The organism is Psychrobium sp. MM17-31 (assembly GCF_022347785.1).
In the GTDB taxonomy this organism is placed as follows: domain Bacteria; phylum Pseudomonadota; class Gammaproteobacteria; order Enterobacterales; family Psychrobiaceae; genus Psychrobium.
Genome location: NZ_JAKRGA010000007.1, coordinates 64,762 through 88,812 on the forward strand (window position 1 = coordinate 64,762; position 24,051 = coordinate 88,812).

The 24,051-nt window shown below is 44.5% G+C and carries 25 protein-coding genes; 10 read left to right on the forward strand and 15 right to left on the reverse strand.

Going from position 1 to position 24,051, the window contains the following annotated elements:
- Positions 1–342: 342 nt before the first annotated feature.
- The 7 genes from MHM98_RS17675 to MHM98_RS17705 form a co-directional block, all read right to left on the reverse strand.
- Complete coding sequence (locus MHM98_RS17675; protein WP_239440725.1) at positions 343–1,740, reverse strand: tryptophanase; 1,398 nt, start codon at positions 1,738–1,740, stop codon at positions 343–345.
- 245 nt (positions 1,741–1,985) lie between these two features.
- A complete protein-coding gene (locus MHM98_RS17680; RefSeq protein WP_239440726.1) occupies positions 1,986–3,335 on the reverse strand; it encodes a tetratricopeptide repeat protein in 1,350 nt (449 codons plus the stop codon).
- Entirely contained in the window at positions 3,335–3,967 is a 633-nt protein-coding gene (locus tag MHM98_RS17685; RefSeq protein WP_239440727.1) for an energy transducer TonB, read from the reverse strand. Before MHM98_RS17685 ends, MHM98_RS17680 begins: the two co-directional genes overlap by 1 nt.
- Before the next feature lie 21 nt (positions 3,968–3,988).
- The gene (locus tag MHM98_RS17690; RefSeq protein WP_239440728.1) at positions 3,989–4,390 is read right to left on the reverse strand and encodes a biopolymer transporter ExbD; all 402 of its coding nucleotides are present in this window, start codon (positions 4,388–4,390) and stop codon (positions 3,989–3,991) included.
- On the reverse strand, positions 4,380–4,763 hold the full coding sequence (locus tag MHM98_RS17695; RefSeq protein ID WP_239440729.1) for a MotA/TolQ/ExbB proton channel family protein: 384 nt from the start codon (positions 4,761–4,763) through the stop codon (positions 4,380–4,382). Before MHM98_RS17695 ends, MHM98_RS17690 begins: the two co-directional genes overlap by 11 nt.
- Complete coding sequence (locus MHM98_RS17700; RefSeq protein ID WP_239440730.1) at positions 4,764–6,083, reverse strand: MotA/TolQ/ExbB proton channel family protein; 1,320 nt, start codon at positions 6,081–6,083, stop codon at positions 4,764–4,766.
- A 1-nt stretch (position 6,084) separates the two neighbouring features.
- A complete protein-coding gene (locus tag MHM98_RS17705; protein ID WP_239440731.1) occupies positions 6,085–6,885 on the reverse strand; it encodes a DUF3450 family protein in 801 nt (266 codons plus the stop codon).
- 145 nt (positions 6,886–7,030) lie between these two features.
- Here MHM98_RS17705 and MHM98_RS17710 point away from each other — a divergent pair, with 145 nt between their 5' ends.
- Together MHM98_RS17710 and MHM98_RS17715 are read left to right on the forward strand one after the other, a co-directional pair.
- Positions 7,031–8,140: a hypothetical protein gene (locus MHM98_RS17710; RefSeq protein ID WP_239440732.1), complete on the forward strand. Its 1,110-nt coding sequence runs from the start codon at positions 7,031–7,033 to the stop codon at positions 8,138–8,140.
- A 3-nt stretch (positions 8,141–8,143) separates the two neighbouring features.
- Positions 8,144–9,727: a BCCT family transporter gene (locus tag MHM98_RS17715; RefSeq protein WP_239440733.1), complete on the forward strand. Its 1,584-nt coding sequence runs from the start codon at positions 8,144–8,146 to the stop codon at positions 9,725–9,727.
- A 41-nt stretch (positions 9,728–9,768) separates the two neighbouring features.
- On the opposite strand, the gene MHM98_RS17720 is transcribed toward MHM98_RS17715, so the two are convergent.
- Positions 9,769–11,220: an NAD-dependent succinate-semialdehyde dehydrogenase gene (locus MHM98_RS17720; RefSeq protein WP_239440734.1), complete on the reverse strand. Its 1,452-nt coding sequence runs from the start codon at positions 11,218–11,220 to the stop codon at positions 9,769–9,771.
- Between the two features lie 72 nt (positions 11,221–11,292).
- On the opposite strand from MHM98_RS17720, the gene MHM98_RS17725 reads away from it, so the two are divergent.
- Positions 11,293–11,688, forward strand: a complete 396-nt coding sequence (locus MHM98_RS17725; protein WP_239440735.1) for a GNAT family N-acetyltransferase — start codon at positions 11,293–11,295, stop codon at positions 11,686–11,688.
- Positions 11,685–12,227 (forward strand): manganese efflux pump MntP family protein, encoded by a 543-nt coding sequence (locus MHM98_RS17730; protein ID WP_239440736.1) that lies wholly within the window; start codon positions 11,685–11,687, stop codon positions 12,225–12,227. Before MHM98_RS17725 ends, MHM98_RS17730 begins: the two co-directional genes overlap by 4 nt.
- Positions 12,228–12,273: 46 nt before the next feature.
- Here the strand turns inward: MHM98_RS17730 and MHM98_RS17735 are convergent, their stop codons facing one another.
- Positions 12,274–12,762: a DUF2271 domain-containing protein gene (locus MHM98_RS17735; RefSeq protein WP_239440737.1), complete on the reverse strand. Its 489-nt coding sequence runs from the start codon at positions 12,760–12,762 to the stop codon at positions 12,274–12,276.
- 28 nt (positions 12,763–12,790) lie between these two features.
- A complete protein-coding gene (locus MHM98_RS17740; RefSeq protein WP_239440738.1) occupies positions 12,791–13,405 on the reverse strand; it encodes a PepSY-associated TM helix domain-containing protein in 615 nt (204 codons plus the stop codon).
- Positions 13,406–13,544: 139 nt separating this feature from the next.
- Between MHM98_RS17740 and MHM98_RS17745 the strand changes: the two genes are divergently transcribed.
- The 5 genes from MHM98_RS17745 to bla all read left to right on the forward strand — a co-directional run bounded on the left by MHM98_RS17745 (position 13,545) and on the right by bla (position 19,819).
- Positions 13,545–15,431 carry a sulfite reductase flavoprotein subunit alpha gene (locus tag MHM98_RS17745; protein WP_239440739.1) on the forward strand — a complete coding sequence of 629 codons (1,887 nt, stop codon included), beginning with the start codon at positions 13,545–13,547 and terminating at the stop codon, positions 15,429–15,431.
- Positions 15,432–15,512: 81 nt separating this feature from the next.
- Positions 15,513–16,871 carry an MFS transporter gene (locus MHM98_RS17750; protein ID WP_239440740.1) on the forward strand — a complete coding sequence of 453 codons (1,359 nt, stop codon included), beginning with the start codon at positions 15,513–15,515 and terminating at the stop codon, positions 16,869–16,871.
- Positions 16,872–16,945: 74 nt separating this feature from the next.
- Positions 16,946–17,596 (forward strand): single-stranded DNA-binding protein, encoded by a 651-nt coding sequence (locus MHM98_RS17755; RefSeq protein WP_239440741.1) that lies wholly within the window; start codon positions 16,946–16,948, stop codon positions 17,594–17,596.
- 247 nt (positions 17,597–17,843) lie between these two features.
- Positions 17,844–18,884, forward strand: coding sequence for a DUF6602 domain-containing protein (locus MHM98_RS17760; RefSeq protein WP_239440742.1), 1,041 nt, complete (start codon positions 17,844–17,846; stop codon positions 18,882–18,884).
- A 194-nt stretch (positions 18,885–19,078) separates the two neighbouring features.
- Positions 19,079–19,819, forward strand: a complete 741-nt coding sequence (bla, locus tag MHM98_RS17765; protein ID WP_239440743.1) for a subclass B1 metallo-beta-lactamase — start codon at positions 19,079–19,081, stop codon at positions 19,817–19,819.
- 38 nt (positions 19,820–19,857) lie between these two features.
- On the opposite strand, the gene MHM98_RS17770 is transcribed toward bla, so the two are convergent.
- The gene (locus tag MHM98_RS17770) at positions 19,858–20,067 is read right to left on the reverse strand and encodes an NF038104 family lipoprotein (RefSeq protein ID WP_239440744.1); all 210 of its coding nucleotides are present in this window, start codon (positions 20,065–20,067) and stop codon (positions 19,858–19,860) included.
- A 65-nt stretch (positions 20,068–20,132) separates the two neighbouring features.
- Positions 20,133–20,570: a MarR family transcriptional regulator gene (locus MHM98_RS17775; RefSeq protein WP_239440745.1), complete on the reverse strand. Its 438-nt coding sequence runs from the start codon at positions 20,568–20,570 to the stop codon at positions 20,133–20,135.
- Between the two features lie 156 nt (positions 20,571–20,726).
- Between MHM98_RS17775 and MHM98_RS17780 the strand changes: the two genes are divergently transcribed.
- Positions 20,727–21,155: an organic hydroperoxide resistance protein gene (locus MHM98_RS17780; protein ID WP_239440746.1), complete on the forward strand. Its 429-nt coding sequence runs from the start codon at positions 20,727–20,729 to the stop codon at positions 21,153–21,155.
- A 50-nt stretch (positions 21,156–21,205) separates the two neighbouring features.
- On the opposite strand, the gene MHM98_RS17785 is transcribed toward MHM98_RS17780, so the two are convergent.
- Genes MHM98_RS17785 through MHM98_RS17795 form a run of 3 tightly spaced genes read right to left on the reverse strand, consistent with a single transcriptional unit; the run spans position 21,206 to position 24,015 of the window.
- Positions 21,206–22,072: an amidohydrolase family protein gene (locus tag MHM98_RS17785; RefSeq protein WP_239440747.1), complete on the reverse strand. Its 867-nt coding sequence runs from the start codon at positions 22,070–22,072 to the stop codon at positions 21,206–21,208.
- Positions 22,073–22,075: 3 nt separating this feature from the next.
- Entirely contained in the window at positions 22,076–22,924 is an 849-nt protein-coding gene (locus MHM98_RS17790; RefSeq protein WP_239440748.1) for a nuclear transport factor 2 family protein, read from the reverse strand.
- Positions 22,918–24,015: an ester cyclase gene (locus tag MHM98_RS17795; RefSeq protein ID WP_239440749.1), complete on the reverse strand. Its 1,098-nt coding sequence runs from the start codon at positions 24,013–24,015 to the stop codon at positions 22,918–22,920. The genes MHM98_RS17790 and MHM98_RS17795 overlap by 7 nt, the downstream gene beginning before the upstream one ends.
- Between the last annotated feature and the right edge of the window lie 36 nt (positions 24,016–24,051).

Consider the following 24,051-nt stretch of genomic DNA (forward strand, 5'->3'; position numbering starts at 1 on the left):
TGCAGGTTTCAGAGCTTGGGTAGGGTGCGAGTACAAGGCATGATTCACAATTAATGGTTATTCCCTGATTTTGAATCATAATGCAGTAATCGCTTTCTACCCAAGCTCCCGTAGGGCAAGGCGATAAGCGACCAATAGCGGCGTTATAAGCTACTTATTAGGAACAACCTAACCGCGTATCTTATGCCTTGCTCTTGGCACGCTTCTCGACTTGCTGAAGACTAGCATCTTGAGGTGGCTTGGGTATGACTATTAGCCCCAGTATATGAATAGAAACTGAATTCGATATTCTATGGCTATTAAAATCAACTGTTTAGCTATTTATTGCAGCTTTACTAGTGATTAATTATTAACTTCCTTTAATCGCGCGGTGAAATGCCTCAATATTGGTGGTTCGTACTCGAAATCTAATCCTTTAATGTTGTGAGCATTGGCCTTGAGGTTAATAAAACAATCGGCGATGTATTTCATGTGATCGTTGGTATAAACACGGCGTGGAATGGTAAGGCGTAACAGCTCTAGCGGTGATTCTTTTTGGTGGCCTGTTTCTGGATCGCGTCCCAAAAGTAATGAACCGATTTCTACGCCGCGAATACCGCCTTCGATGTATAAGTGGTTGGCTAGGGCATGCGCGGGAAATTGATGTGCTGGAATATGCGGTAGCATCTTTCCCGCATCGACAAATACCGCGTGGCCGCCAGTGGGGTATTGAATAGGAATCCCTGCTTCACGCAACAACTCGCCTAAATAGGCCACTTGGCCGATGCGATATTCTAGATAGTCTTCATCGGCACATTCCCATAAGCCGACATTGAGCGCTTCCATGTCACGACCGTTAAGTCCGCCGTAAGTGATAAAACCTTCCATAGGTACACAGCTAATCTGCACATCGCGAAATAACGACAACAATGAATCGTCTTTAAAACAACACAAGCCCCCCATGTTAACCATGGGATCTTTTTTCGCTGACATGGTAAAGATATCGGCGCAGTCGAACATGCTGCGAATAATATCGCCTATGGCAATATCACGGCAGTTGTCTTCACGTTGTTTAATAAAATACGCATTTTCGGCGAACCTAGCAGAATCGATTACCATGGTAATGCCGTGTTTGTTGGCAATTTCTCGCACTGCGCGAATGTTTTCTAAAGACACCGGTTGGCCGCCTGCTGAGTTACAGGTGATGGTGACGATAATGCCTACCACATTGTTGGCGCCATGATCGCTAATGGTCTTCTCAAGGGCGGTGAGATCGAAATTTCCCTTAAAATCATGCCACTTAGTCGTATCTAAGGCTTCAGGCGTTAACACATTAATTGCCTTGGCGCCTGCTAGTTCGACGTGGGCAGCAGTGGTGTCGAAATGATAATTGGAGATAAAAACTGGGCTTTCTGCCCCTTTGTGTTTCACCATGTTAGGAAACAAAATTTGTTCGGCGCCGCGCCCTTGGTGAACGGGGATTACGTGTTGATAGCGAAATAGTGTTTGCACGCTTTTCTCTAATTTGACGAAACTTCGGCTACCTGCATAGGCCTCATCGCCCACCATTAAAGCCGCCCATTGATTGGCGCTCATGGCGCCAGTGCCAGAGTCGGTAAGCAAGTCGATATATACATCTTCACTTTTGAGTAAAAATGGGTTGTTGCCAGCCTCTGATAATGCCGCGATACGGTCGGCTTCGGTAGTCATCTTGATGGGCTCAACCATCTTGATGCGAAAAGGCTCTGGAATGCGTTTCATAAATTTGTTCTCTTGCATAATAGAGAGTCGAGAAGACTCGATTAAGGAAAATTATTGGATAACAAGAGGGAGTTAGTTAAATAGAAATAAGGAGTGCGCCAACCTAAAGTCTAGGTTGTACCATTTGCTGATTGAAAGGATAAAAATAAACTGAGTCATGCAATGAGTATGCAAAGAATTTTCTTTGTTTGTCAATCATCAACATTCGTTGTATCCAAAATCAGCATCGCTAGTTACCAGAATTTTTATTGCGCTTGTTGTGTCTGCATTCGCTTGAGAATGGCAATGTTTTTATCGATATTTAACGGATTGCTACTTAGCGGTTTTAGCTTTTGTAAATAAGCCAATGCTTTGTCATATTGCGCTTGATTCAGGGCAATTTGAGCGAGGCCTGCAAGGGCGGGTTTAATGGTTTGTTTAAATACTTGCGCGCGCTGATAGTAGAGTTCGGCGCGGCTGTATTGCTCAACTCCTTGATAATATTCCGCTAGTTTCAGCAATACGCTAGCGCTATTGGGATCGAGTTTAAGAGCGCGCTGATAATGTTTTACGGCGCGCTTGATATCACTGTGATGAGACACAGAACCAAGGGCGGCGTAGTATTGGCTTTGTTGTGGTTTGGGTAATTTGTTAACACCCTTTATACCACTGAGTACACGGTTTGCTTGCTTAAGTTCATCTTCGTTAATTAGCCAATTGACGGCGCTGTATATTTGATTGAATTGTGAAGCGCCCTGGTTACCAATATTAATTAGCAGATCGGCGGCGCGTGGTTTGCTGCCAGATGTCAGGTGAAGCTGTGCCGTGCTTAATAAATTACTCGCGCTTTTTTCACCGAGTCGCAGTGCCATTTCCATGCTGGTTAAGGCTTTTTCCGATTGCTCAAGGGCGAGGTTTATTTGCGCTCGTTGCAGCCAGAGATCTTTGTTTTTCGGTTCACGGGAGAGTAGTTCATCAACCATGTTAAGTGCTGCCTGATTATTTCCTGCTTGTTGCAGTGCAAAAAGTAAACCGTGGCGCCACTGTGCATTGTGTGGCTCTAGCAGTAGTGCTTGCTGATAACCAGCAATGGCTGACCATGGTTCGTTTTGGTTTAGATTGATATAGGCTAGTTGTCCAAAAAACTGTGGATCTTGCACGCCTAACTCAATGGCTTTGATCAAATGTGTTTGTGCTTGCTTGATGCGTTTTTGCCCAAGGTACAGTGCGGCGAGTGTCTTGTGGACGCGAACAATTTCTGGTGCTTTTTTAGCTACAGCTAACAAGGCTTGTTCGGCGAGCTGTGATTTTTTAGCTGCAAGATAAATTTGTCCTTCGATCAGCAATAGGCCAGTACTTTTTTGTGGATTGGTATTTGCTGTTAACACGTCAATTGCCGCTAAATAATCTTTATTGTCTAACAGCGGCTTTAACTTGAGGGATAACTCATATTCGTCGGGGGCCAATTTGGTGTTTGGCTCGCCTGTATCGATGTTTGATAACTCAAAATGAAATCTTGGTGTTGGCAACTCAACATTGATGGCATGGGATTGCTGTGCAACACAGCCAAAGGCAATGATGGTAAATAGGTAACAAGCTGAGATAAAAAGTTTCATTATTTACTAAATTCCACTGGCCATATGAAGCGCGCAGCCACGCTTTGGCCATTCTTTTGAGGAGGCGAAAAACGCGAGCGTTTAACGAGCGTCGTTATCGCGTTTTTTAAGGCATTGTGATGTTGGCCGCTCGCGCCAATAAGCTTAATTTTTCCCGTTTCATTGATATAGACATCGAGTTTAACGGTTGTGCGAGTGATCCCTTGGCGCAGTAACTGGGCTGGATATTGTGTTTTGATGCGCGTGAGTAAACGCGGAATGCTGTCTAATTGATCGAGGCCAAAACCTTGCCAATCTATGGTTAGGGCATTACTAAAATCCACCGCCATATTCATCTTAATTGGCGGCTGCTTTAAAGTCAGTTTCGGTTTTTCAATGGTTAGCGGTGCAACTTCTATCGCTGCGCCATCGCCTTCGAGACTCAGCGTTAAGCGGGTATCTTGCACTTCCTGCTGCTGTGCTGGTGGCGGTGGCGGAGGTGGCGGTAAAGTTGCCACTTCAATTTTTCGGACATCTACTTGCGGTTCGACTCGTTTAGCGAACCACTGGTTGAGAAAAAGCAGTGCTAATGCCAGCGCCATAGTGCCAGCGGTGAGAATTAAAGTAACGAAGTGATGGCGCTTAATTTTCATAACGTACTATTTCATCACGTACTAGCGCAATGTCGCCAAATTGACACTAGCCGCGCCGGCGAGTTTAGCTTCATCAATTACTTGTACTAACAACTCTGTTGTGACTAACTTGTCAGCCTGAATGACCACAGGGCGCGAGCGCTCACCAATCAAGCCCTTTACGGTGTTTCGCACGCCAGCAACACCAACGTTATTGCCATCATACATCACATCACCGCCATTGGTGATGGCTAGCATAATGACATTGCGTTCGAGTTTTTGCGTCGATAGCGCTTGCGGTTTATCGACTTCAACCCCAGTTTCTTTGACAAAAACCGTTGTGACAATGAAGAAAATAAGCAAAATGAACACGACATCGAGCAAAGGCGACAAGTCGATGCCTTGTTGCTGCTGCTCAAGGCGTTGTTGCAAGCTAGCCCGCATGGCTTAGCTCCTCAAGCGTTTGCAGTTTTTTGTAGTAACTTAGTAGCAGCCAAGCCGGTACTGCCATCACTAAACCGAGTTGGGTAGTCCATAACGCGCTGGCGATGCCTTGAGTTAGGACACTACTTTCATTTAATCCTTCGCCAACCGACATTGCGGTAAAGGCATCTAATAACCCCATGATGGTACCGAGTAAACCTAGCAATGGCAGTGCGCCGACAGCAATGGCAATGGTTTCACTCCACGTTTGATGAGAGTTTTCATAAAGGCCTGATTTGGCACGGACAATAAAGAAAATAATCTGGTAATAAACGAAGAATCCAAGGCCGAGAATTGCCCACACAATCGCACTGTCAAAGGTTTGAATAGTCATTTATGCCGCCTGCTTTAAAGGTTGTGAGGCTTGCGCTTGGCTAAGGCCGATACCGCAATCTTCTAATAAGCCGTAATAGGTTTTAACTTTGCGTGATAACAGGGCATGCATGAGCAGCGCTGGAATCGCGACGACTAGCCCTAATTCAGTGGTTACAAGCGCTTCTGAAATACCGCCTGATACGGCTGATGCATCGCCAGCACCAAAGAGTGTCATCAGCTTAAATGTTTCGATCATGCCGCTAACTGTGCCTAATAAACCTAATAAGGGTGAAACTGCTGCGGTTATAGCAACGGCGCCGAGCCAGTATTCTAATTTGTGTTTTTGGCGCAGCAGGGCGGCGAAAAGCTTGTCGTCGCGGCTTTGTCCCTGTTCGGTGTTTAGCGCTATCTCGATAAGCTCTCGCTGCATGCCTTTGGTTTGCTGAGTGAATTTATCAAGGCCAGTTTGATCATCGCTGGCGATGTTATTTAGGCGCTCAGCAAGCGCTGGCATAATGGCTGGTAAACGCATGAGCTGGACGGCTTTGGCGATGGAGATCAGCAGTGCGAATACGCCAAAGGCGATAATTGGAATCACCCACACGCCGCCTTTTTCCACGTGATCGGCTACAGACTCCTGCGCTTGGGCAATTTTTAACGCTCGGGTGAGTGTTGGATCAAAGCTTATCTCGGCTATTTCTCCCGCTTTTAATGTATGAAGTGCCGAGTAATCATCATCGGCTAGCGTCAGTCCTTGTTGCATAAATGGCTGTTGGTCGATGGCAAAACCTGCCTGCTGTTTGCTTTCATCGAGATACCAAGTAACAGGCCCTATTTTCAGCGTACTTAGCGGGTTAATCACGCCATCTTGAGCAACGACCTTTTGGGTTTGCCATGTCGGCGTTAATTGGCTTCTGAAACTGGCAAAGGTGTTACTCAACTGCGCTAGGTTTTTTGGCGCGGTGATATTATCGTCGTGAGGCGTTAGCGATTGTTGCTGATAAAAGCGCGCCAATAAATTGCGCTGATAAGTATCTTGTTGTTGCCATGAATCTAAACGCTTTTTTAAGCTGTTAAGGCTTAACGTTTGCTCGTCGAACAATCTTCTTGCATTGCTGGTGGCACGGCGTAAGTCAGCGACTTGCTGGCTAGTTTGTTGAGTCTTTTTGTTTAACGCAGCGCTTTGTTTGCTAATGTTTGCTTGTGTTGCGTTTAATCGTTGTTGCGCCTTTTTAATATCGCTAATTAGCGATGCTGTCGCGCCGTAACTTGGTGTCGCAAACAACATTGCACAGATGAAAGATAGCAAGGCGATAACAGTGGAGATTGACTTAATCATCTTATTGTTCTCCAGCGAGCGATGCGTTATTCGCACCTAAACGCATTGGCAGCTTAATGAGTGCCGCTTCTTTTTTATGTGCAATCATTGCTAGCGCAGCGTTGATTTGAGTTGGTGATAATGGCGATTCGTGCTGCCATTGCCAGCCTTGTGCTGTTGGCATGCCTGCCACTGCTGTTGCGCTATCTAAGGTTAGGTACCAGCCGCGAGCGACACCAAGATAAAGTTGCTTAACGACTTTTTCGTTTCCTTGAGCATCGATAATGGTGGCTTGGTTAGTGCTAATGCGCTTATTAAATTCATCAAAGCTTTGATAGAGACTGAGTAAGGTTTCTAAACGGTTTGAGGGATTTTTAGTATCGAGTTCAGTCAGCGCTAGTTGCCATGTATTAGCCAGTGGTGGTGGCAGCTGTGGTAGCACATTATTGATCTGCGAAAATTCGCGATCTAACCATCGTGTTAAATCCTGTTGCGTCGATTCCATCGATGTTTGTAAGGTAATTAGCTTTTGTCGCTGTGCGCTCACTTCATCGACTTGCTTGTGATGATCTTTGTCTAATGCTTGCAGCTGTTTTTTCTCGCGCTGTAGCAAGCTAATGCGCTGTTCCAATAGTTGTTTGTTTTCCTGCCACTGACTTTTTAATTGTGTATTTTGTTTTTCCAACTGGATCCATTGTTCCATCAAGGCGTCAGCACGCTGTGTAGGCGAGGTGTTATTCGCAATAGCGCTGCTAGCAAATAGCAGGGCGAATACTAATGATGGACGTTGGAAAAAGCGGATCATATACAGCAAGTGACTCAAATGAATTTATCGTAATAGTAACAATTATCATTTGCGTGCGCAATTGGTGTTTGTGTGCATTAATTCTCAGGTTTTCGATAACTTTCCGATAAATCTTAAGCAAACAGCGTATGATGAATATACATTTAACAATTTGGAGCTTTTTGTGCTGAAAATTTTTCTTTATTGCGCAGTTATTCCCGTTTTATTCATAAGCAGTTTCTACACACAGGCGGGGACAGCAGAAACTGATGTAAAAGTATCTGGCGCGGTAAGATTGAATTATGCATGGAAAGACTATGGTAATGACTCCAACGGAAGCTTTGACTTCGAATTATTTAGACTCGATGTCGATGCCACACAGGGCAACTGGTTTTTAGATGCACAGTTTCGTTGGTATCAAGGTTTTGAAGCAATTCATCATGGTGAAGTCGGCTATAAATTCGACAACAAAAACGTTATTAGCGTTGGGGTGACTCAGGTACCATTTGGCATTGATCCTTACGGCTTTCACAGTTTTTGGTTTAGCGGCGCTTATTATCTTGGCTTTGAAGATGATTATGACACTGGCATCAAGTGGCGCAAAACGAGCGGCGACTGGACTTTCGATGCAGCGTATTTTTTTAATAGTGAGTACGATGCCAATAGCCGTTGGGGGCGTTATTCGTTTGATATTGCATCGAGCTATGACAATGAACGTAGTAATAAGGAAGATGGCCAGCTAAATGCTCGCGTTCAATATCAATGGGGTAAACACACCATTGGTACATCTGCTGAAATAGGACGTTTTACCAATACCACCAGTTTGGACAGTGGCGAACGCTGGGCATTTGGTATGCACTTTAACGGCTACTTCGATAACGATTGGAATGTTCAAGCGCAATATATTCACTATCGTTTCGAAGCTAAAGACACACTAGGCACGCAAGATAACCGCATTGCCCTTGCGGCATTTGAATATCCATTTGATATTGCATCACAAGCTCAAATGCTGAGCTTAAATATCGCTAAAACCTTCACCATTAAAAACGAATTTGTCGATACGGTGACTTGTTATAACGATCATTCTTACTTGGCTGCGGCTAATCGCAGTGGCTTAGCCGACTCTATTCAAAACGTGACAGGATGTTCTTTGACCAAAGGAGGCATTTACACCTATATCGATTGGATCGCAGGCAAAAATATGTGGTTTGCTGGTGGTTCGGGCGTTGGTGTTGATAACGGTGATGTCGGTTGGCATTCTCGTCTAAATATTAATATTGGCTACTACTTTTAGGAAATGACTATGAATAATTCACCTGAGGTTGATAGCCCTACATACGAAACAGAGCATCAACTTGGCGAAAACAATGTCGATGTTATGGGATTGGATTTGCACAATCCGGTCTTTTTCTTCTCTGCATTACTGACCATATTGTTTGTCATTGCGACCTTAATTTTTCCTACCGACGCTAAGCAAGTATTTGACGCGACAAAAGCATGGTCCATTAACAATTTTGACTGGTTGTTTATGGTGGCTGGCAATGTATTTGTCGTGGTGTGCTTAGCGCTAATCGCCTTGCCATTGGGCAAAATACGCTTAGGGGGCGCAGATGCTAAGCCTGATTTTAGTAACGTCTCTTGGTTTGCGATGTTGTTCGCAGCAGGCATGGGGATTGGTTTAATGTTTTGGAGCGTCGCAGAGCCCATTGGTTATTTTACCAATTGGTTTGGTACGCCGCTTAATATTGCCGATAGAACTACCGAAGCCGCTGATATGGCGCTCGGAGCAACGATGTTTCATTGGGGATTACACCCATGGGCAATCTACGCTGTTGTCGGTTTATCACTGGCATATTTTGCGTTCAACTGTAATATGCCACTGACTATTCGTTCGACGTTTTATCCTTTACTAGGTGAGAAAACATGGGGCGTTGCTGGCCATATCATCGATGTTCTTGCGGTATTAGCAACAATTTTTGGCTTGGCGACCTCTCTTGGTTTTGGCGCCCAGCAAGCTGCTGGCGGCCTTAATTTTCTATTCGATATTCCAAATACCATCACAACACAAATCATCATTATTATTGGGGTGACTGGCGTTGCTATTGTGTCGTTAATGCGCGGCCTTGATGGCGGCGTTAAGGTGTTAAGTAACATCAATATGTCGCTTGCCGTCGCCTTGATGATCTTTGTAATGATCGCGGGATCAACGTCGGTAATTATCAATGGTATTGGCACCATTTGGTTGTCGTATATTGAAAATATTATTCCGCTGAGTAATTGGATTGGCCGTGATGACGAAACCTTTTATCACGGTTGGACAGTATTTTACTGGGCGTGGTGGATTTCATGGTCGCCTTTTGTGGGGATGTTTATAGCGCGTATTTCACGTGGCCGCACGGTGCGTGAATTTATGGTGGCTGTGTTACTGGTACCAACAATCATTACCAGTATCTGGATGGCTACCTTTGGCGGTGTCGGGCTAGAGCAGGTGAAAAATGGTGTCGGCCAACTCGCGGGGGGAATTACTGACAGTTCACTTGCACTGTTTCAAATGTTAGAGAATCTGCCATTAAGCTCTGTAACATCATTCTTGGCGGTAGTTTTAGTGCTGGTGTTTTTTATTACTTCTTCTGACTCTGGCTCTTTAGTTATCGACAGCATCACGGCTGGTGGTAAAGTTGATGTACCTGTCGTGCAGCGCGTATTTTGGGCTGTGTTAGAAGGCGTTATCGCTGCGGCATTACTGTTTGGTGGCGGCGCTGATGCACTAGGGGCATTACAGGCAGCGGCTATTTCGGTTGGTTTGCCCTTTACTATTGTATTGCTGTTGATGTGTGTAAGTTTGTTTATTGGTTTAACTAAAGAACATCGTCAGTTATAGAATTCACCACAGCCAATATCTCGGTATTGGCTGTGGTGGTTTTAAATACCACCCATGCACAGATACTTAATTTCTAAGTAATCATCCAAGCCATATTGTGAGCCTTCTCGGCCGTTGCCCGATTGTTTTACACCGCCAAAAGGTGCTGCGGCGTTGGAGATTGCACCTTCGTTGATGCCAACCATGCCAAATTGTAAAGCTTCACTTACCCGCCACACTCGGCCGATGTCTCTGGCATAAAAATAGGCGGCTAGTCCGAATTCGGTATCATTGGCGATGCTAATGGCCTCATCTTCGGTGTCGAACGTAATAATCGGGCAAATAGGACCAAATATTTCGTTGCGCGCTATTGGCATGTCGTTAGTCACATTTCCTAAAATGATTGGCGCTAAAAAATTATCGCTAAGGGATTCGTCATTGACATCAATTACTTTGCTAGCGCCCATAGTGATTGACTCATCAACTAAGTGACGAATATTGGCTACAGCGCGAGAGTTGATCATCGGGCCCATGGTTACGCCTTTCTCTAAGCCGCTACCTAGTTTGAGTTGTTGCACGGCCACAGTGAGTTTTTCTATAAAGAGTTGCTCGATGCTGCTGTGAACTAAAATGCGATTAGCACTAACGCAGGTTTGGCCGCCATTGCGATATTTTGATGCCATTAGTCCGGCTACTGCTGCGTCGATATCCGCATCTTCAAATACGATAAACGGCGCATTGCCGCCTAGTTCCATCGACACTTTTTTTACAGTTGAAGCACATTGGGCGGTGAGTAATTTGCCAACACGCGTTGAGCCAGTGAAGGTAAATTTAGCGACCTTGGGATGCTGGGTTAATACTTTACCAATGCTATCGGCATCGTCGCCGACTACCACATTAAACACACCTGCTGGAATGCCAGCGCGGTGCGCCAATTCTGCCATGGCAAGGGCTGATAATGGCGTTTGTGCATCGGGGCGCACGACAAAACTGCAACCTGCAGCTAAGGCCGCTGCTGCTTTACGGGCAATCATCGCATTGGGGAAGTTCCACGGCGTAATCGCGGCAACCATACCAACGGGTTGTTTGATCACTAGCATGCGCTTGTCTGATGATGGCATTGGCATAGTATCGCCACACACGCGCTTAGCTTCTTCACTAAACCATTCTAAAAACGATGCGCCATAGGCGATTTCACCGCTCGCTTCGGCTAATGGCTTACCTTGCTCTAACGTAAGAATTTTTGCCAAATCTTCTTGGTGCGCCATCATTAATTCAAACCACTTACGCAACAGCTTACTGCGTTGATTGGCGGGTGTAGCCGCCCAGCTCTGAAAAGCGTTATGTGCTGCATTCACGGCTTTTTCGGCATCTTCTGCTGAAGCATTGGACACTTGCTGTAAGGTTTCACCCGTTGCTGGATTGATAACGGCTAGCGTGGAGCCACTCGTATGCCATTGGCCATCGATGTATGAGTGAGTTTTAAGTAAAGTGTTGTCAGTGAGTTGCAGCATGGGAGCCTCGAAAAATTTGCACTTAATCGCTATTGGAAGATAATACACAGACCTAGCCCAAAAGAGAAAGCGATGTATCAATTAATAAAACAAGTAGCGAGTGTTGATGACTTTTTGCGCCTGCGCGATATTTCGGGATTATCACCGCGCAGTCGTCAAGGCGCGGAAAAAGCGCTGCCTAATTCTTTGTTTGGCGCTGTGATTACTTTTGAAGGTCGTGTTGTTGGGATGGGGCGCGTTGTCGGTGATGGTGCACTTAATTTTGATATTGTTGATGTTGCTGTGGATCCCGAGCATCAGGGGCAGGGATTGGGCAGTCAAATCATGCAAGCTATTATGGACTATCTCGATGAAACGGCAGAGCCATTGGCCTACATCACCTTGATGGCTGATGTGCCGCAGCTGTATGAAAAATTCGGATTTAAGTTATCACGTCCCCATAGCGAAGGCATGTATATCGTCAAATGATTGAAGTTGTTATTTTAGCGCTGGCACTAAGTATGGATGCGTTTGCAGTAGCTGTCGGCCTTGGCGCAAAACACGGACGAGATTCAAAAGATTTGGGTATTACTATCGGTTTGTATTTCGGCGTTTTTCAGGGGCTAATGCCAGTTATTGGTTATTTAGGTGGTTTGTCGCTACTCGGCTGGATTGGCGATTACACACCTTGGGTTGCCTTTGGTTTATTGCTGCTTATCGGTGGCAAGATGATATTCGAAGCCTTCGATGATGGCGTTGAGGAAGCCATTGCTAAGATTACCCATCGCATTTTGATGATGTTGGCGATAGCTACCAGTATCGATGCTATGGCAGCTGGATTTTCCCTTAATTTACTTGCCATTAATCCTTTTGTTGCTTGCGGCATTATTGGTATTACGACATGGTTATTGAGTATTGCAGGTGTTTCTATTGGCATGAAAAGCGGCGTATGGCTTGAGAATAAAGCGGAGTTTATCGGCGGTTTGGTATTGATTCTGATCGGAATAAAATTTGTGATTGTGCAGTAAAACTTATGCATAGTAATTAACTGCACAATCAAAAAGGCTTTTGGGACTATTTTACTTTGATAGTCACTTCACCTAATTCTTCGCTAGCGGCTAGCTTGAATTGTTTTTTATCGCTGTTTAAATCGATTTTTTGGCGCACGATTGAACGGCCGCCTTTTTCACGTATTACTTCGATAAACAAGGTGAATTTCTTCGGTAAATGCGCAATGTCTAAATCAACGTTGTATTGGCCCGCGCCTTTTGTTGCGCCAGTAATACCATCGAATTTGCCATCGCTGTAGCGACCTTCTTTACGCCACCAACGACGAATATCTGGTAACCACTTATCTTTCTTCCCTTTGTGCTTTTTAAAATGCCAAAGTAATAAGTTTTCGCTTTCACCCTTTGGCTCTGCCCAAATGGCAACATAAGGTTTTCGATAGTTTTTATCGTCGATCTTTGGCAGCGAAAAATCGACATTTAAGCTAGTGGCTTGCGCGGAAAATGCCGCAACACTGCTAATGAGCAGTGCAATTGTCGCGATGAGTTTTTTCATAAGTTCCTCGGTTAAAAGATAAAGAGTGTTAGTGCATTAAATAAACTGTAATGACAAATACCGCCGAGCCTGCTGCAAACCATTGGCTGCTAGCTCGGCGAGTGTTTTTGTGAATAAGTGCTAGCCATAGACCTGTTAAACAAAACAGCACCATGATTATTGCGCTGGCATCGGATAAGTATTGCCACAAGGTGCTGGTGTGTTTGGCGCGATGAACGTTGTTGAGCATGTCCAAAAAGCTAAATTCGCTGTGCTCAACGGCAATTTGATTGTCCGCGATAAAGTACTCGACGATGGTATTGCCACCTGGGCCTTGCAGGCTAATGATGAGGAGGTTTTCGAATTCGTCCCATTCAAACTCAAAGTCGACACCGCGAATGCCGTGTTGATCATCAAGCCACAACATTAGTTTTAAACCGTGCTTGGCGTATTGCTCTGGCCATTGCTCGGATTGCTGCAGCCACGTTGGGCCTACAAATTCCTGTTTAGTGCTTGGCGTATTGTTACCACTTAAATTCGGATGGGCTAAGAAAAATCCAGATACGGCGAAAAACAGCATCAGCAATAACACCAACATGGCGCTAAAAATGTGAATGTCACGCATTAAAGCGTTGACTGATTGCTGATTAAAAGACTTGAACATGCCGATGTCGAAAGTGGTACCGCTTAAAAAATGAGGCGATATAATACTAGTCTTCTCGGTTAGATTGCAATACCATATGAGAATAGTTTCCATTTACATTTAGCGTTCTCGTTGTTATGCGAGAAAACTCACAAGCCTTATGTCGACCATCAATAAACAATTTCTTCGCCGTTTTTCTCTGTCTGCCCAACTAATTAGTTGTTTGCGCTGGGCATTATTGAGTAACGTTTTACTCGTAGGCGCTATCGCTTTATTGATGTGGGGCATGTGGTTTGAATTCGCAACGCCGTTGTATCTGACGACTGAAAGACTAACAGAATTTTCGCAGGTGGTGATTTCACTCAAATCATCAGACAACGCATTGTTAATGACCTTTTCGACGCGCGATTCGAGTGCTTTGATAGCTTTGATGGGCCTGTGGAAGTTAAATCTTTTTGTCATTATCGCTTTGTGTGTAGCGATGTTAGCCAAACGTTTGTTCACTAGCACCATGCTGATTGTTATTGGTGGTTGTATTGCTGTTTTGGCATTGTCATTACCCGCATTACCCTCTGAAATTACTGGGCAATATGTTGGTTTGTTAGCTCTTATCTTATTGGCTAGCACAGCGGCGTTTTATCGATTAAAGGCGCTGCGTAAACAGCTGGCATTAGCCCCGAAAAGCCAAACTTTAATTGCCTATGCCAGTCAAAGTGGTACAGCTAAAAGTATTGCGTTGAACATGGCTAAGTCTGTTCATAAACAAGCTGATGTTCGTGCATTTTCTGATGTGTCAGTAGATTGTTTGCGAGAATACCAACGCTTGTTAGTGGTGGCAGCAACCTATGGCGATGGCGAGGCGCCTGAAAAGGCGTTAGATTTTCCGGCTCAGTTATCGCAGAGTAAAACATCATTATCGCACTTGCGCTATGCCGTATTGGCGTTAGGCGATCGCGCCTATCCACAATTTTGTGCCTTTGGCCATCGCATGGCGCATTTGTTAAATAACAAAGGGGCACGCGCTTTACGGGCCGTCGAAGAAGTTGATTGCGCCGACAGTTCAGTTGTTGCTAGCTGGTGGAATGCCATCTGTGAAGAGTTTGGTTGGCAATCTCAAAGTCTCAATAAAACGTGGCAACGGGGCGTAATGGTAGAAAATACCTGTCTTAATTCACAACAGCCGCAACGACCTGCTCACGCCATTTCAATTGAGCTCGATGGCGCGCAATATCAAGCAGGGGATTTATTAGAAATCTTAACTCCGACACCAATAACGCTTATCGACGACCGATTATTGGAATATGGCTTAGATCCGCAAACCATCGTTCGCTTTAACGGCCAAGCGTGTGCACTGAACCATGCGCTTACGCAGTTGGAATGGACCAATCAAGTCGCCAATAGTGCACAGGCGCTGGTGGATAAATTAAGCCAATTGCGACCACGGGTTTACTCAATTGCCAGCGCGCCAAACGACAGCACGGTTCGCTTGTTGGTACGTCACCTTAAGAAAGATGATGGCAGCGATGGCTATTGCTCGTCATTGTTGTGTAATGCACAAGTGAATAGCGAGTATGATGTGGCGATTCGTCCTCATGACAGCTTTAGATTGCCGAGCGACAACGCACCTATCATTATGATTGGCGCTGGCACCGGGATCGCGCCCTTTATGAGTTTTCTCGCCCAACGTCAGCAAAGTAATATCACCGAAAATTGGCTAATTTTTGGTGAGCAATATTCTAGTCACGATAACTACTTTAACGACGACCTAGACCGTTATTTAGAAGATGGCTTCTTAAGCCGCATGGATTACGCATTTTCCCGTGATGCTCAATGGCTGTCTTATGGCAAGCCGCGCTATGTTAACGATGTGATCAGTTCGCAGGGCACCCAAATCCAGCATTGGCTTTATGATAAAGGCGCACACATTTTCGTGTGTGGCAATAAAGCAGGCATGGGCGAGTCAGTGAAAGAAGCGCTTCGATTGCTATTAAAGCAAGATTATTTGCGATTTAAACAAGAATGCCGTTTGCATTTCGATCTATATTAGCGAAGCTGGATTTGGATCAAACACCCTAAATTATTTCATGCTACAATCGCGTTTTTTGTAAGTGAGACAACAGCGCGAGCAATGAGCGGTTTAAATTCTATTGAAAAGCGTGCGGCAATTTCCCTCGCCTTAGTATTTGGTTTACGAATGCTGGGCCTTTTTATGATCATGCCAGTATTCGCCATTTTCGGACAAGATTTAGAAGGATATTCACCTCTGTGGGTCGGCATCGCAATCGGTGCTTATGGTTTAACTCAAGCCTGCTTACAAATTCCATTCGGCATGCTTTCCGATCGCTACGGTCGCAAACTCATTATTCTCATTGGTCTGGTGATATTCTGTATCGGTTCTTTAGTCGCGGCTTATTCCGATTCTGTGCTTGGTGTGACGATTGGCCGGGCTATTCAAGGCATGGGGGCTATCGCCAGTACTATTTTAGCGCTAGCAGCGGATGTAACTCGTGATGATCAGCGTCCTAAGGTCATGGCAGTTATCGGTATGTGTATAGGCTTGTCATTCGCGGTGTCCTTGATTGTTGGCCCCTTATTAGTTGAAAGCATTGGTCTTTCTGGTCTGTTTAAACTGACCAGTGGTTTGTCGCTACTGGGTATGCTGGTGGTGCTATTCATCGTACCTAATGCCGTGACTAAAGCGCCGAAAGGCGATACGCGTGCCGCGCCAGAGCTGATTAAAGACATGCTAAAAGACGGTCAGTTACTGCGTCTCGATGTGGGGATTTTCGTACTGCATTTGGTGCTAACATCAGTATTTGTGGTATTACCGCTAATGCTGCTTGAGTTAGACTTTGTCAGTCACGATCATTGGCAACTGTATTTTCCGACCTTAATGCTGTCGTTTTTCTTGATGGTGCCGCTGATTATTATCGGCGCTAAGCGAGAGTCGATGAAGCAGATGTATCGTTTATCGTTGCTGATGTTAGCGGGCGCGTTAGTACTAATTTATCTACTGCAACACTCATTTATCGGTTTGTTTGTAGCGGTGGTTTTATTCTTCACGGCCTTTAATTATTTAGAAGCATCATTGCCATCACTTATCGCAAAATTTGCGCCGTCGGGACAAAAGGGAACGGCGATGGGAATTTATTCATCGAGCCAGTTTTTCGGCGCCTTCTGGGGCGGTATTTTAGGCGGTGTTTGCTATGAATATTTCGGGCTAATTGGCGTGTTCGCATCATCGACAATTTTGGTGTTGGGCTGGTGGGTATACAGCGCTGGAATGGTGAATCCACGAGTATTAAAAACCTATACTTTAGACGCTAACGCCGCTGACCAAGAATCGGCGCAAAGCATGGTGGATAAGCTGTTAGAGCTGTCTGGCGTCGAGGAAGCGGTGGTGATTGTTGACGATAAAGCCGCCTATTTAAAGGTGGATGCAAAGCGCTTTAATTTAGCCAATGCACGTGACATACTGCACGCATAATAAATTGTAATTATCTGGTGCTGTGATACTCTTTCGCTCCAGTAAAAATATTGATCAAATTTTAGGAGAACAGCATGGCCAGCAGAGGCGTGAATAAAGTAATTATAGTGGGTAATTTAGGGCAAGATCCTGAGATCCGCTACATGCCAAGCGGTGGTGCAGTTGCCAATATTACTGTGGCGACCTCTGACTCATGGCGTGACAAAAACACCGGTGAGCAAAAGGAAAAAACTGAGTGGCACCGCATCGCAATTTTTGGCAAGTTAGCTGAAGTTGCAGGTGAGTACTTACGCAAAGGTTCACAGGTTTACATCGAAGGTCAATTACAAACACGTAAATGGCAAGATCAAAATGGTCAAGATCGCTACACTACTGAAGTTGTTGTTCAAGGCTTCAACGGCGTAATGCAAATGCTTGGCGGTCGTCAAGGTGGCGGTCAAGGTCAATCAGGCGGTTTCCAACAAGGCGGTCAGCCACAAGGTGGTTTCCAGCAGCAAGCGCCTGCAGCAGCTCCTCAAGGCGGCTTTAACCAAGCGCCACAACAATCTGCTCCACAGCAGCAAGGCGGTTTCCAACAGCAAGCACCTGCACAGCAACAGGGTGGTTTCAACCAAGCGGCTTCACCTGCACCAACACAACAAGGTGGTTTCCAGCAGCAAGGTCAACAGCAACAAGCTAAAGCCCCTGATTTGGACGAAGGCTGGGACGACGATATCCCGTTCTAAGCTGAATTTTCAGTTGATTTTAAAAACCCGCGAAAGCGGGTTTTTTTGTGTCTGAATTACTATTGTTTGGTCTCAAAGTCATTTTGCGCTTAACACGCTTAATGCCTAAAAGTTAATTTAAGTCATTGTAAATATTATAAACTTCATCTATTGTGAATTTTTAATGTGAAATAGCATGAACATTAATCGTGCTACTTTTCGTGTATTAAACTGTTAGGCACAAATGAAGCTTGGAGAGAGTATCTAGATGTCAGATAAAACATATGGAATGGTTGGCTGGGAGGAATTCTCAACAAATAGATTAGAGATACTGCAAAAATTCAATCAAGCGAAAATAAAAGGACGATCCAAAAAAGTTAAGGTTGAGCATGGTAATGTAGCTGAAGCTTCGATACGAGAATGGCTGGAAAGTTATCTACCAAAAAAATACTCTGTGACATCCGGATATATCATTCCGGACTTTGTTGAAATCAATGATCCTTATAATCTAGGTCACTTCGACGTAATTATTTACGATTCCTTTGAGTCCCCTATTTTATGGGTCGACGAAAATAGTGATAAGAGTGATCAGGGTAAGTCTAGAGCAATACCTGCTCAATACGTTATTTGTGTACTGGAGATAAAGTCTAGCTTCAAGCCAAATACATCTAAAGATGTTATAGATAAATTGCATGAATTAACTCCGATGAAAAAATTTCTACCCAAGAATTTCTCTTGTGGAGCTATATTTATTGAATTAGACGAGAATAATATAAACAAAGCTGCGTCGCTAGAGAAGCTTAATGTAGACACATTGCCTCATGGTTTTTTCGGTGGATTGGTTATGTACTCGAAAATCGATCCTGATCTAATTGGCTACATCAGCTACTACGACAATCCGAAGGATAGCTCTGATGTTGAAAATATGCCCAAGAAACCCCTAATTATTGCCGGAAAAAGAATGGATGTTTTTCAAGGTACACCCTCTGATTCTATTTATGTTGGAAAAGGGTTCTCTGTAAAGGCTACAGCTCCCAACCGGGGTAGTGGGTACCACTTTAATAAAACTTATAGTGCATACTCTGTTTCGAATACTCGAACAATATCGCTTCAGTGGTCTACTGATAGTTTTGTAACATTTGCAATCGACCTAATAGGTCGATTTGAAGGTATAAATCCTATGTCAGGGCAGTCGTCTAAGTATATATTTGGCCAAGTTTTTGACAGAATTCCAAAGAAGAAAGATAGTGATTTTCCGGAAGATGGTTCATATTTAGTAGTCAAGCAGCCCGATGATATGAAGGCCTAACAAGTGAAAGTTTCTCGTTATCGAGACTGGATAAAAAGCGTAATGATGTCTAACTAGTTACTTATAGTTCGGCACTATATTCCCGGGGTGTCGTTTAGCCACAATTCATCCAACTACCATACACTCTCAACGCTGCATATTGATTGCAGAGTTATTCACTTAACCAACAACATTAAATAGCCGCGAGAGTTATCATGAAATCAGTTCTACTGGGTTTACTCCTCATTCCTAGCCTTGTATTTGCCTATAGCCAAGGCGTCAATCCACAGCAAGCAAAAAACATTAAGATTAAACAGTTAAGCGACAATGTTTATCAGCACATTTCTTATAAAGAAGTTAAGCCGTGGGGTTTGGTTGCTGCCTCTGGCTTAGTCGTTGTTAACGGTGCTGATGCGCATCTTATCGACACGCCGTGGACGACTGACGCCACTAAAGAGTTATTGGCGTGGATTGATGCCAAAGAGCTGACGGTAAAAAGCGCTACCGTCACACATTTTCACGACGATGCCAGCGGTGATTTACCTTTGCTAAATGAACTGAAGATTCCTACTTATGCGACAACGCTAACCAATAAGCTGTTGAAGCTCGATAGCAAACAAGTATCAACTCACGAAATTACTAATAGTGAATTCACGTTAATCGATGGTGTGATGGAAGTGTTTTATCCGGGGGCAGGGCACACCAAAGACAACGTAGTGGTGTGGTTACCTAAAGAGAAGATGTTATTTGGCGGCTGTTTCGTTAAAAGCTTGGGCAGTAAACATTTGGGCTACACCGGCGATGCAGTAATTGCCGATTGGCCGAGTTCGGTTGATAAAGTGCTTAAGCGTTATCCCGCCATTGAGCGAGTTGTGCCGGGGCACGGCAAGGTGGGTGATGCTAGCTTGCTAACCCATACTAAAAAGCTTGCGGTTACTGCAAAAACGGCGAAATAGTCGCGAACTCTCTAGAAAATTATCTCATGTAGGCCGATTTAATCGGCCTTCTTTTTGTCTTCTTCGTCTTCGTCATCTTCATCATCGTCGATAATATCCGGCGTGACAGCGTCTACAACATCGACGGCAGCACCGACAGCCGTTGTGGTGACATCTACTGCCGTGGAGACTATTGTTGCGGCAATACAGCCTGATAGTGTTAATAGTAGGAGGATGATGACAGTAACTTGTGCGACAAGCTTCGACATGATGATTTCTCAATAAATTAGCCAGTGAAACTTAGCATACGCTATTTATTCACAATTGATAGCTTTTAACTTTCTGCTTGTAATGATGAATTCAGCTTGTCCAGTAGCTGCATTAGAGTATCGATTTCAGTTGGTGACATATCGTTAAATTTACAAAACATTTGTGGTGGAATAGTCGCTGCATCAGATTTTAAGGCATTTCCTTTTGGTGTTAATTGCACATACTTTACGCGCTTATCACTGTCACTTTTTTCAATAGCGAGTAATGACTTGCTGCTAAGCTTCTTAAGGATTTGAGTCAGTGCTCCTGCGTCGATTCCAGTTTTTTCAGTAAGGCTAGATAGCGTGATATTGTCTTTTTCCCAAAGTGCCATTAGCACTATGTATTGCGGATAGGTGATATCTAATTGGTCTAATAGCGGTCGATAGGCTCTAGTGAAAGCATTTGATAACAAATAAAAGCGATGACAAAGCTGATTTTCGAGTTTTAGATGATCTGACATAGTTGAGGCGTCGAAGGTGATTTAAGGCTATTTTGCATGCAAAGCATTACGACATCAAGATGTAAAATAAATAAACTTTGCGCGCAAAGTATTTGACAGTGGTTAGTTCGTTGTGTAATTTAGTTTGCGTACAAAGTAAATTGATTGGAGAATACAATGCATAAGTTACAACAAGTTATTTATACCGGTGTGGCAACAGCAACAGGCGGTCGTGAAGGTGTTGCAAAATCAGATGATGGCAACTTAGACACTAAACTGTCTACGCCTAAAGAGCTAGGCGGTGCGGGTGGTGATGGAACCAACCCTGAGCAAATGTTTGCGGCTGGCTATTCGGCATGTTTCATTGGTGCACTTAAGCACGTTGCTGCGGCTGAAAAAGTTAATCTAGGGAGTGATGTTGCTGTTACAGGTGAAGTAGCTATTGGCCCTATCGAAGTAGGTTTTGCTATTGCTGTCAAACTCACTGTGTCACTACCTAATGTTGATGGTGATGTTGCTCAATCATTGGTTGAGAAAGCACATCAAGTGTGTCCATATTCAAATGCGACGCGCGATAATATCGAAGTTGTTATTGAGTTGGCGTAATAGCTAGAGCAGCAATAAAAAAACGATGGCTTAGCCATCGTTTTTAGTTATTAGAAGTTATAAAAACTCTGTGCTGCCTTTTCACTCAGCCAATGCTGTTGTTCGCTAGTGTAGTTCTCCAGCAAACTGTGCCATGCACTCACTAATGTTTGATAGTCCATGTGTAGTTTATCGACTGGAAAGTTTGAACCAAGCATACAGCGCTGATAGCCGAATATCTCGATAGCGGCTGTGCTGTATTTGATAAACATGGCTAAATCAAAGTTGTGGGTAAACATCGAAAAGCCTGACAGTTTGAAATGGCAATTTGGTAAATTGGCAAATTTTTCCATCCAATATCGCCAATTGGCGAATCCCGCGTAATCTTGTTCCCAAGGTGATGCGAAATGACAAATCACAAATTTTAGCTGCGGTACTTGGCACAATGCGGTGTAAACATCTTCGTATTGTTCACTGGTGAGTTGCAAATCGAAGGTCAGTTCACGGTCGCTAATGAGCTGCCAGCCGGGTATCCATTTTTCGGCAACAAAGGGCGGTAATTGATGGTTTTCTTCGGGGCTTTTACCAATCATATGGCGCACGCCTTTAACATGGCTAAACGCTTGTTGCGCTGTTAGCTGTTGGGCAAGATCTTTCGCGGTAACATCGACTGCCGGAACTATCGCTGCAATAGGAGCGCCATTGGCGATATAGTCTTCGATAAGTTCTGTTTCTTTCACATTATCTTCTGGCACACAGCCCACTTGGATATGGACACTGCGCTTGATGACACCATTGTGATCGGAGGCATAATCGTTAGGGCTATAGTTTTTGCGAATAGGATCCGGTTGACCAAAAAAGCGTTCACTACCCTTGGCTTCAAGCCACGGGTAGTGAATTTTTGAGAGATCCCATAAATGATGATGTGCGTCTATCATTGTTTACTCGCTGAAAATATCAGATTTAGTAAAACGCTTTTTGTGGGCAATTGCATCACAGGTGGTAATGTCTTGAGCGATCTTACCGTCTTTAATGGTTAGTAAACTAATAAACGGAATGCGAATGCGGTTGCCTTTTTCATCACCGTCTAAATACCACTTAACTGCAACCTGTTCGCCAGCTACTGCAACTTGTTGAATTTGCGCGAAAACGCGAGTTAGTTTGGTATTGAGGCCTAATACAGATTCAAACACTGCAGAGTTGCTTTGAGAGCCCGTAGAACCCGCCAGCTGCACGTCAGTGTCATCGTTGTAAATAGCGTTTACCGCACTAAGTTGTGCGTTGCTCCAAATGCTCCACCATGTATCTGCTGCTTGAGCAATTGCTGATGGCATATCAGCTAACATTGATGGCGTGGCGAGTTCGTCTTGTAGGTGATCCTGTTGATCGTAATCGAGTAATACAAAAGCGTCTGGTGTTGGAATCGCTTTGGCAATTGCTTTTGGCGATTGCGCTGTCGCAATAGCTAACTGTGCTGTATCGACAATGGCATCGACGCGCTTGATAACTTCGCCATTCGTTTCAAGCCATAGTGTGTAGCTAATAGGCTGTTCACTGTTGGCTGTTTTCAGGCTTAAGTTGATGACCTGTTGTTGGCCATCTTTGATTTCAACACTGCTAATCACTTCACATTGACCAGCTAATTTTAGCCAATCGAGGACAACAGCTTGCAGCTTGTCTTCGCCATAGGCTTTGTGGTTGTGTTGATTCCAACAAGTTGAATGCAGTAGTTTCGCTTTCAATCCGGCGATGTCGCCTTGGGTAAAAGCATCAACAAGTGTTGTTAGCATGCGTCCTCTCCTTGTTGATTGTTGTAATCGCGAATGAGATTAGCGTAGGCAGCGATCTCGTCGAAAACTGTCCATTCTTCACTAATCTTGCCGTCGATAACGCGTAAATGAGTTGAGCCTAAGACAAAGAAATCTTGACCTGAGTATTGTGCTAGTTGCTCGTTGCGGGCGGCAAAGGTGCCTGCCACTGACCAGCGAATTGCAATGTCGTAGCCAACATCTTCAAAACGCGTTACGGCGATGTGATCGCAAGTTGCTTTGGCATCAGGACATTGCGCTAACCATTGAATAAATACGCCGCGAATTCCCGGTAATCCGGTTGCTTCAACGCCACCCGGCCATTGTGCTTTGGCATTGAGGTGATAGAAGTCTTTTAATGGGCCGTAATCTTTGCGATTAAAGAAGGTGGCTATCCAATCTTGCGCCAGTTTTTCACACTCGCTGTTGATTGCGGTTGGCCATTGATGTTCAGTTGCTTGTCCGGCTTTAACGCGGGCAATCTCTTTGGCTTTCCAGTCGTAAAATTCTGGTGGTGCGGTAAATTGTGCAAAGTGATTTGCGGCATCGTATAAATCGATACCCAGTTGCTTAATTAAGAAACTGTTGTCACGCATTAGCCATTCGTACACGATTTTATTTTCATAACACACACAATCGGCGATGGTGGTTACACGGCCAGTTTTGCCTGTCGCAGGGCCAAATTCTGACGGGCCTTTGTTGGTCATGATGCTGGTGATGCGATGTGACGAGTAATAGCCAGCTTCTTCACCAAGATCGCGCCATACAACGTTTTCGCCAATTAACGAACGATCTGGAAAAGCACCGATAGTTTTCAAAGTAGCAGAAACCACTGTTTCTACTTCTTCGCTGTAGCTACCTAGGGTGTGAACTGGGCAGATTTTGCCATAGTAATCGAGGCAAAGACCGACGTTCTTTTGCTCCCAAATGCGATGGGTAATGCGAATAATGTAATCGACGATATCGTTAAACTCGTCGTCGAAGCCTTTCAATTGCTGTACTTTTTCACCACTCGGTTCGAGCAGTTGCGGCAAGTTCTGCCAATATAGCTGGGTGACTTTATCTGTTTGCATAAGCTACCGTTTTTTTATTGTGACGCCGCAATAAAA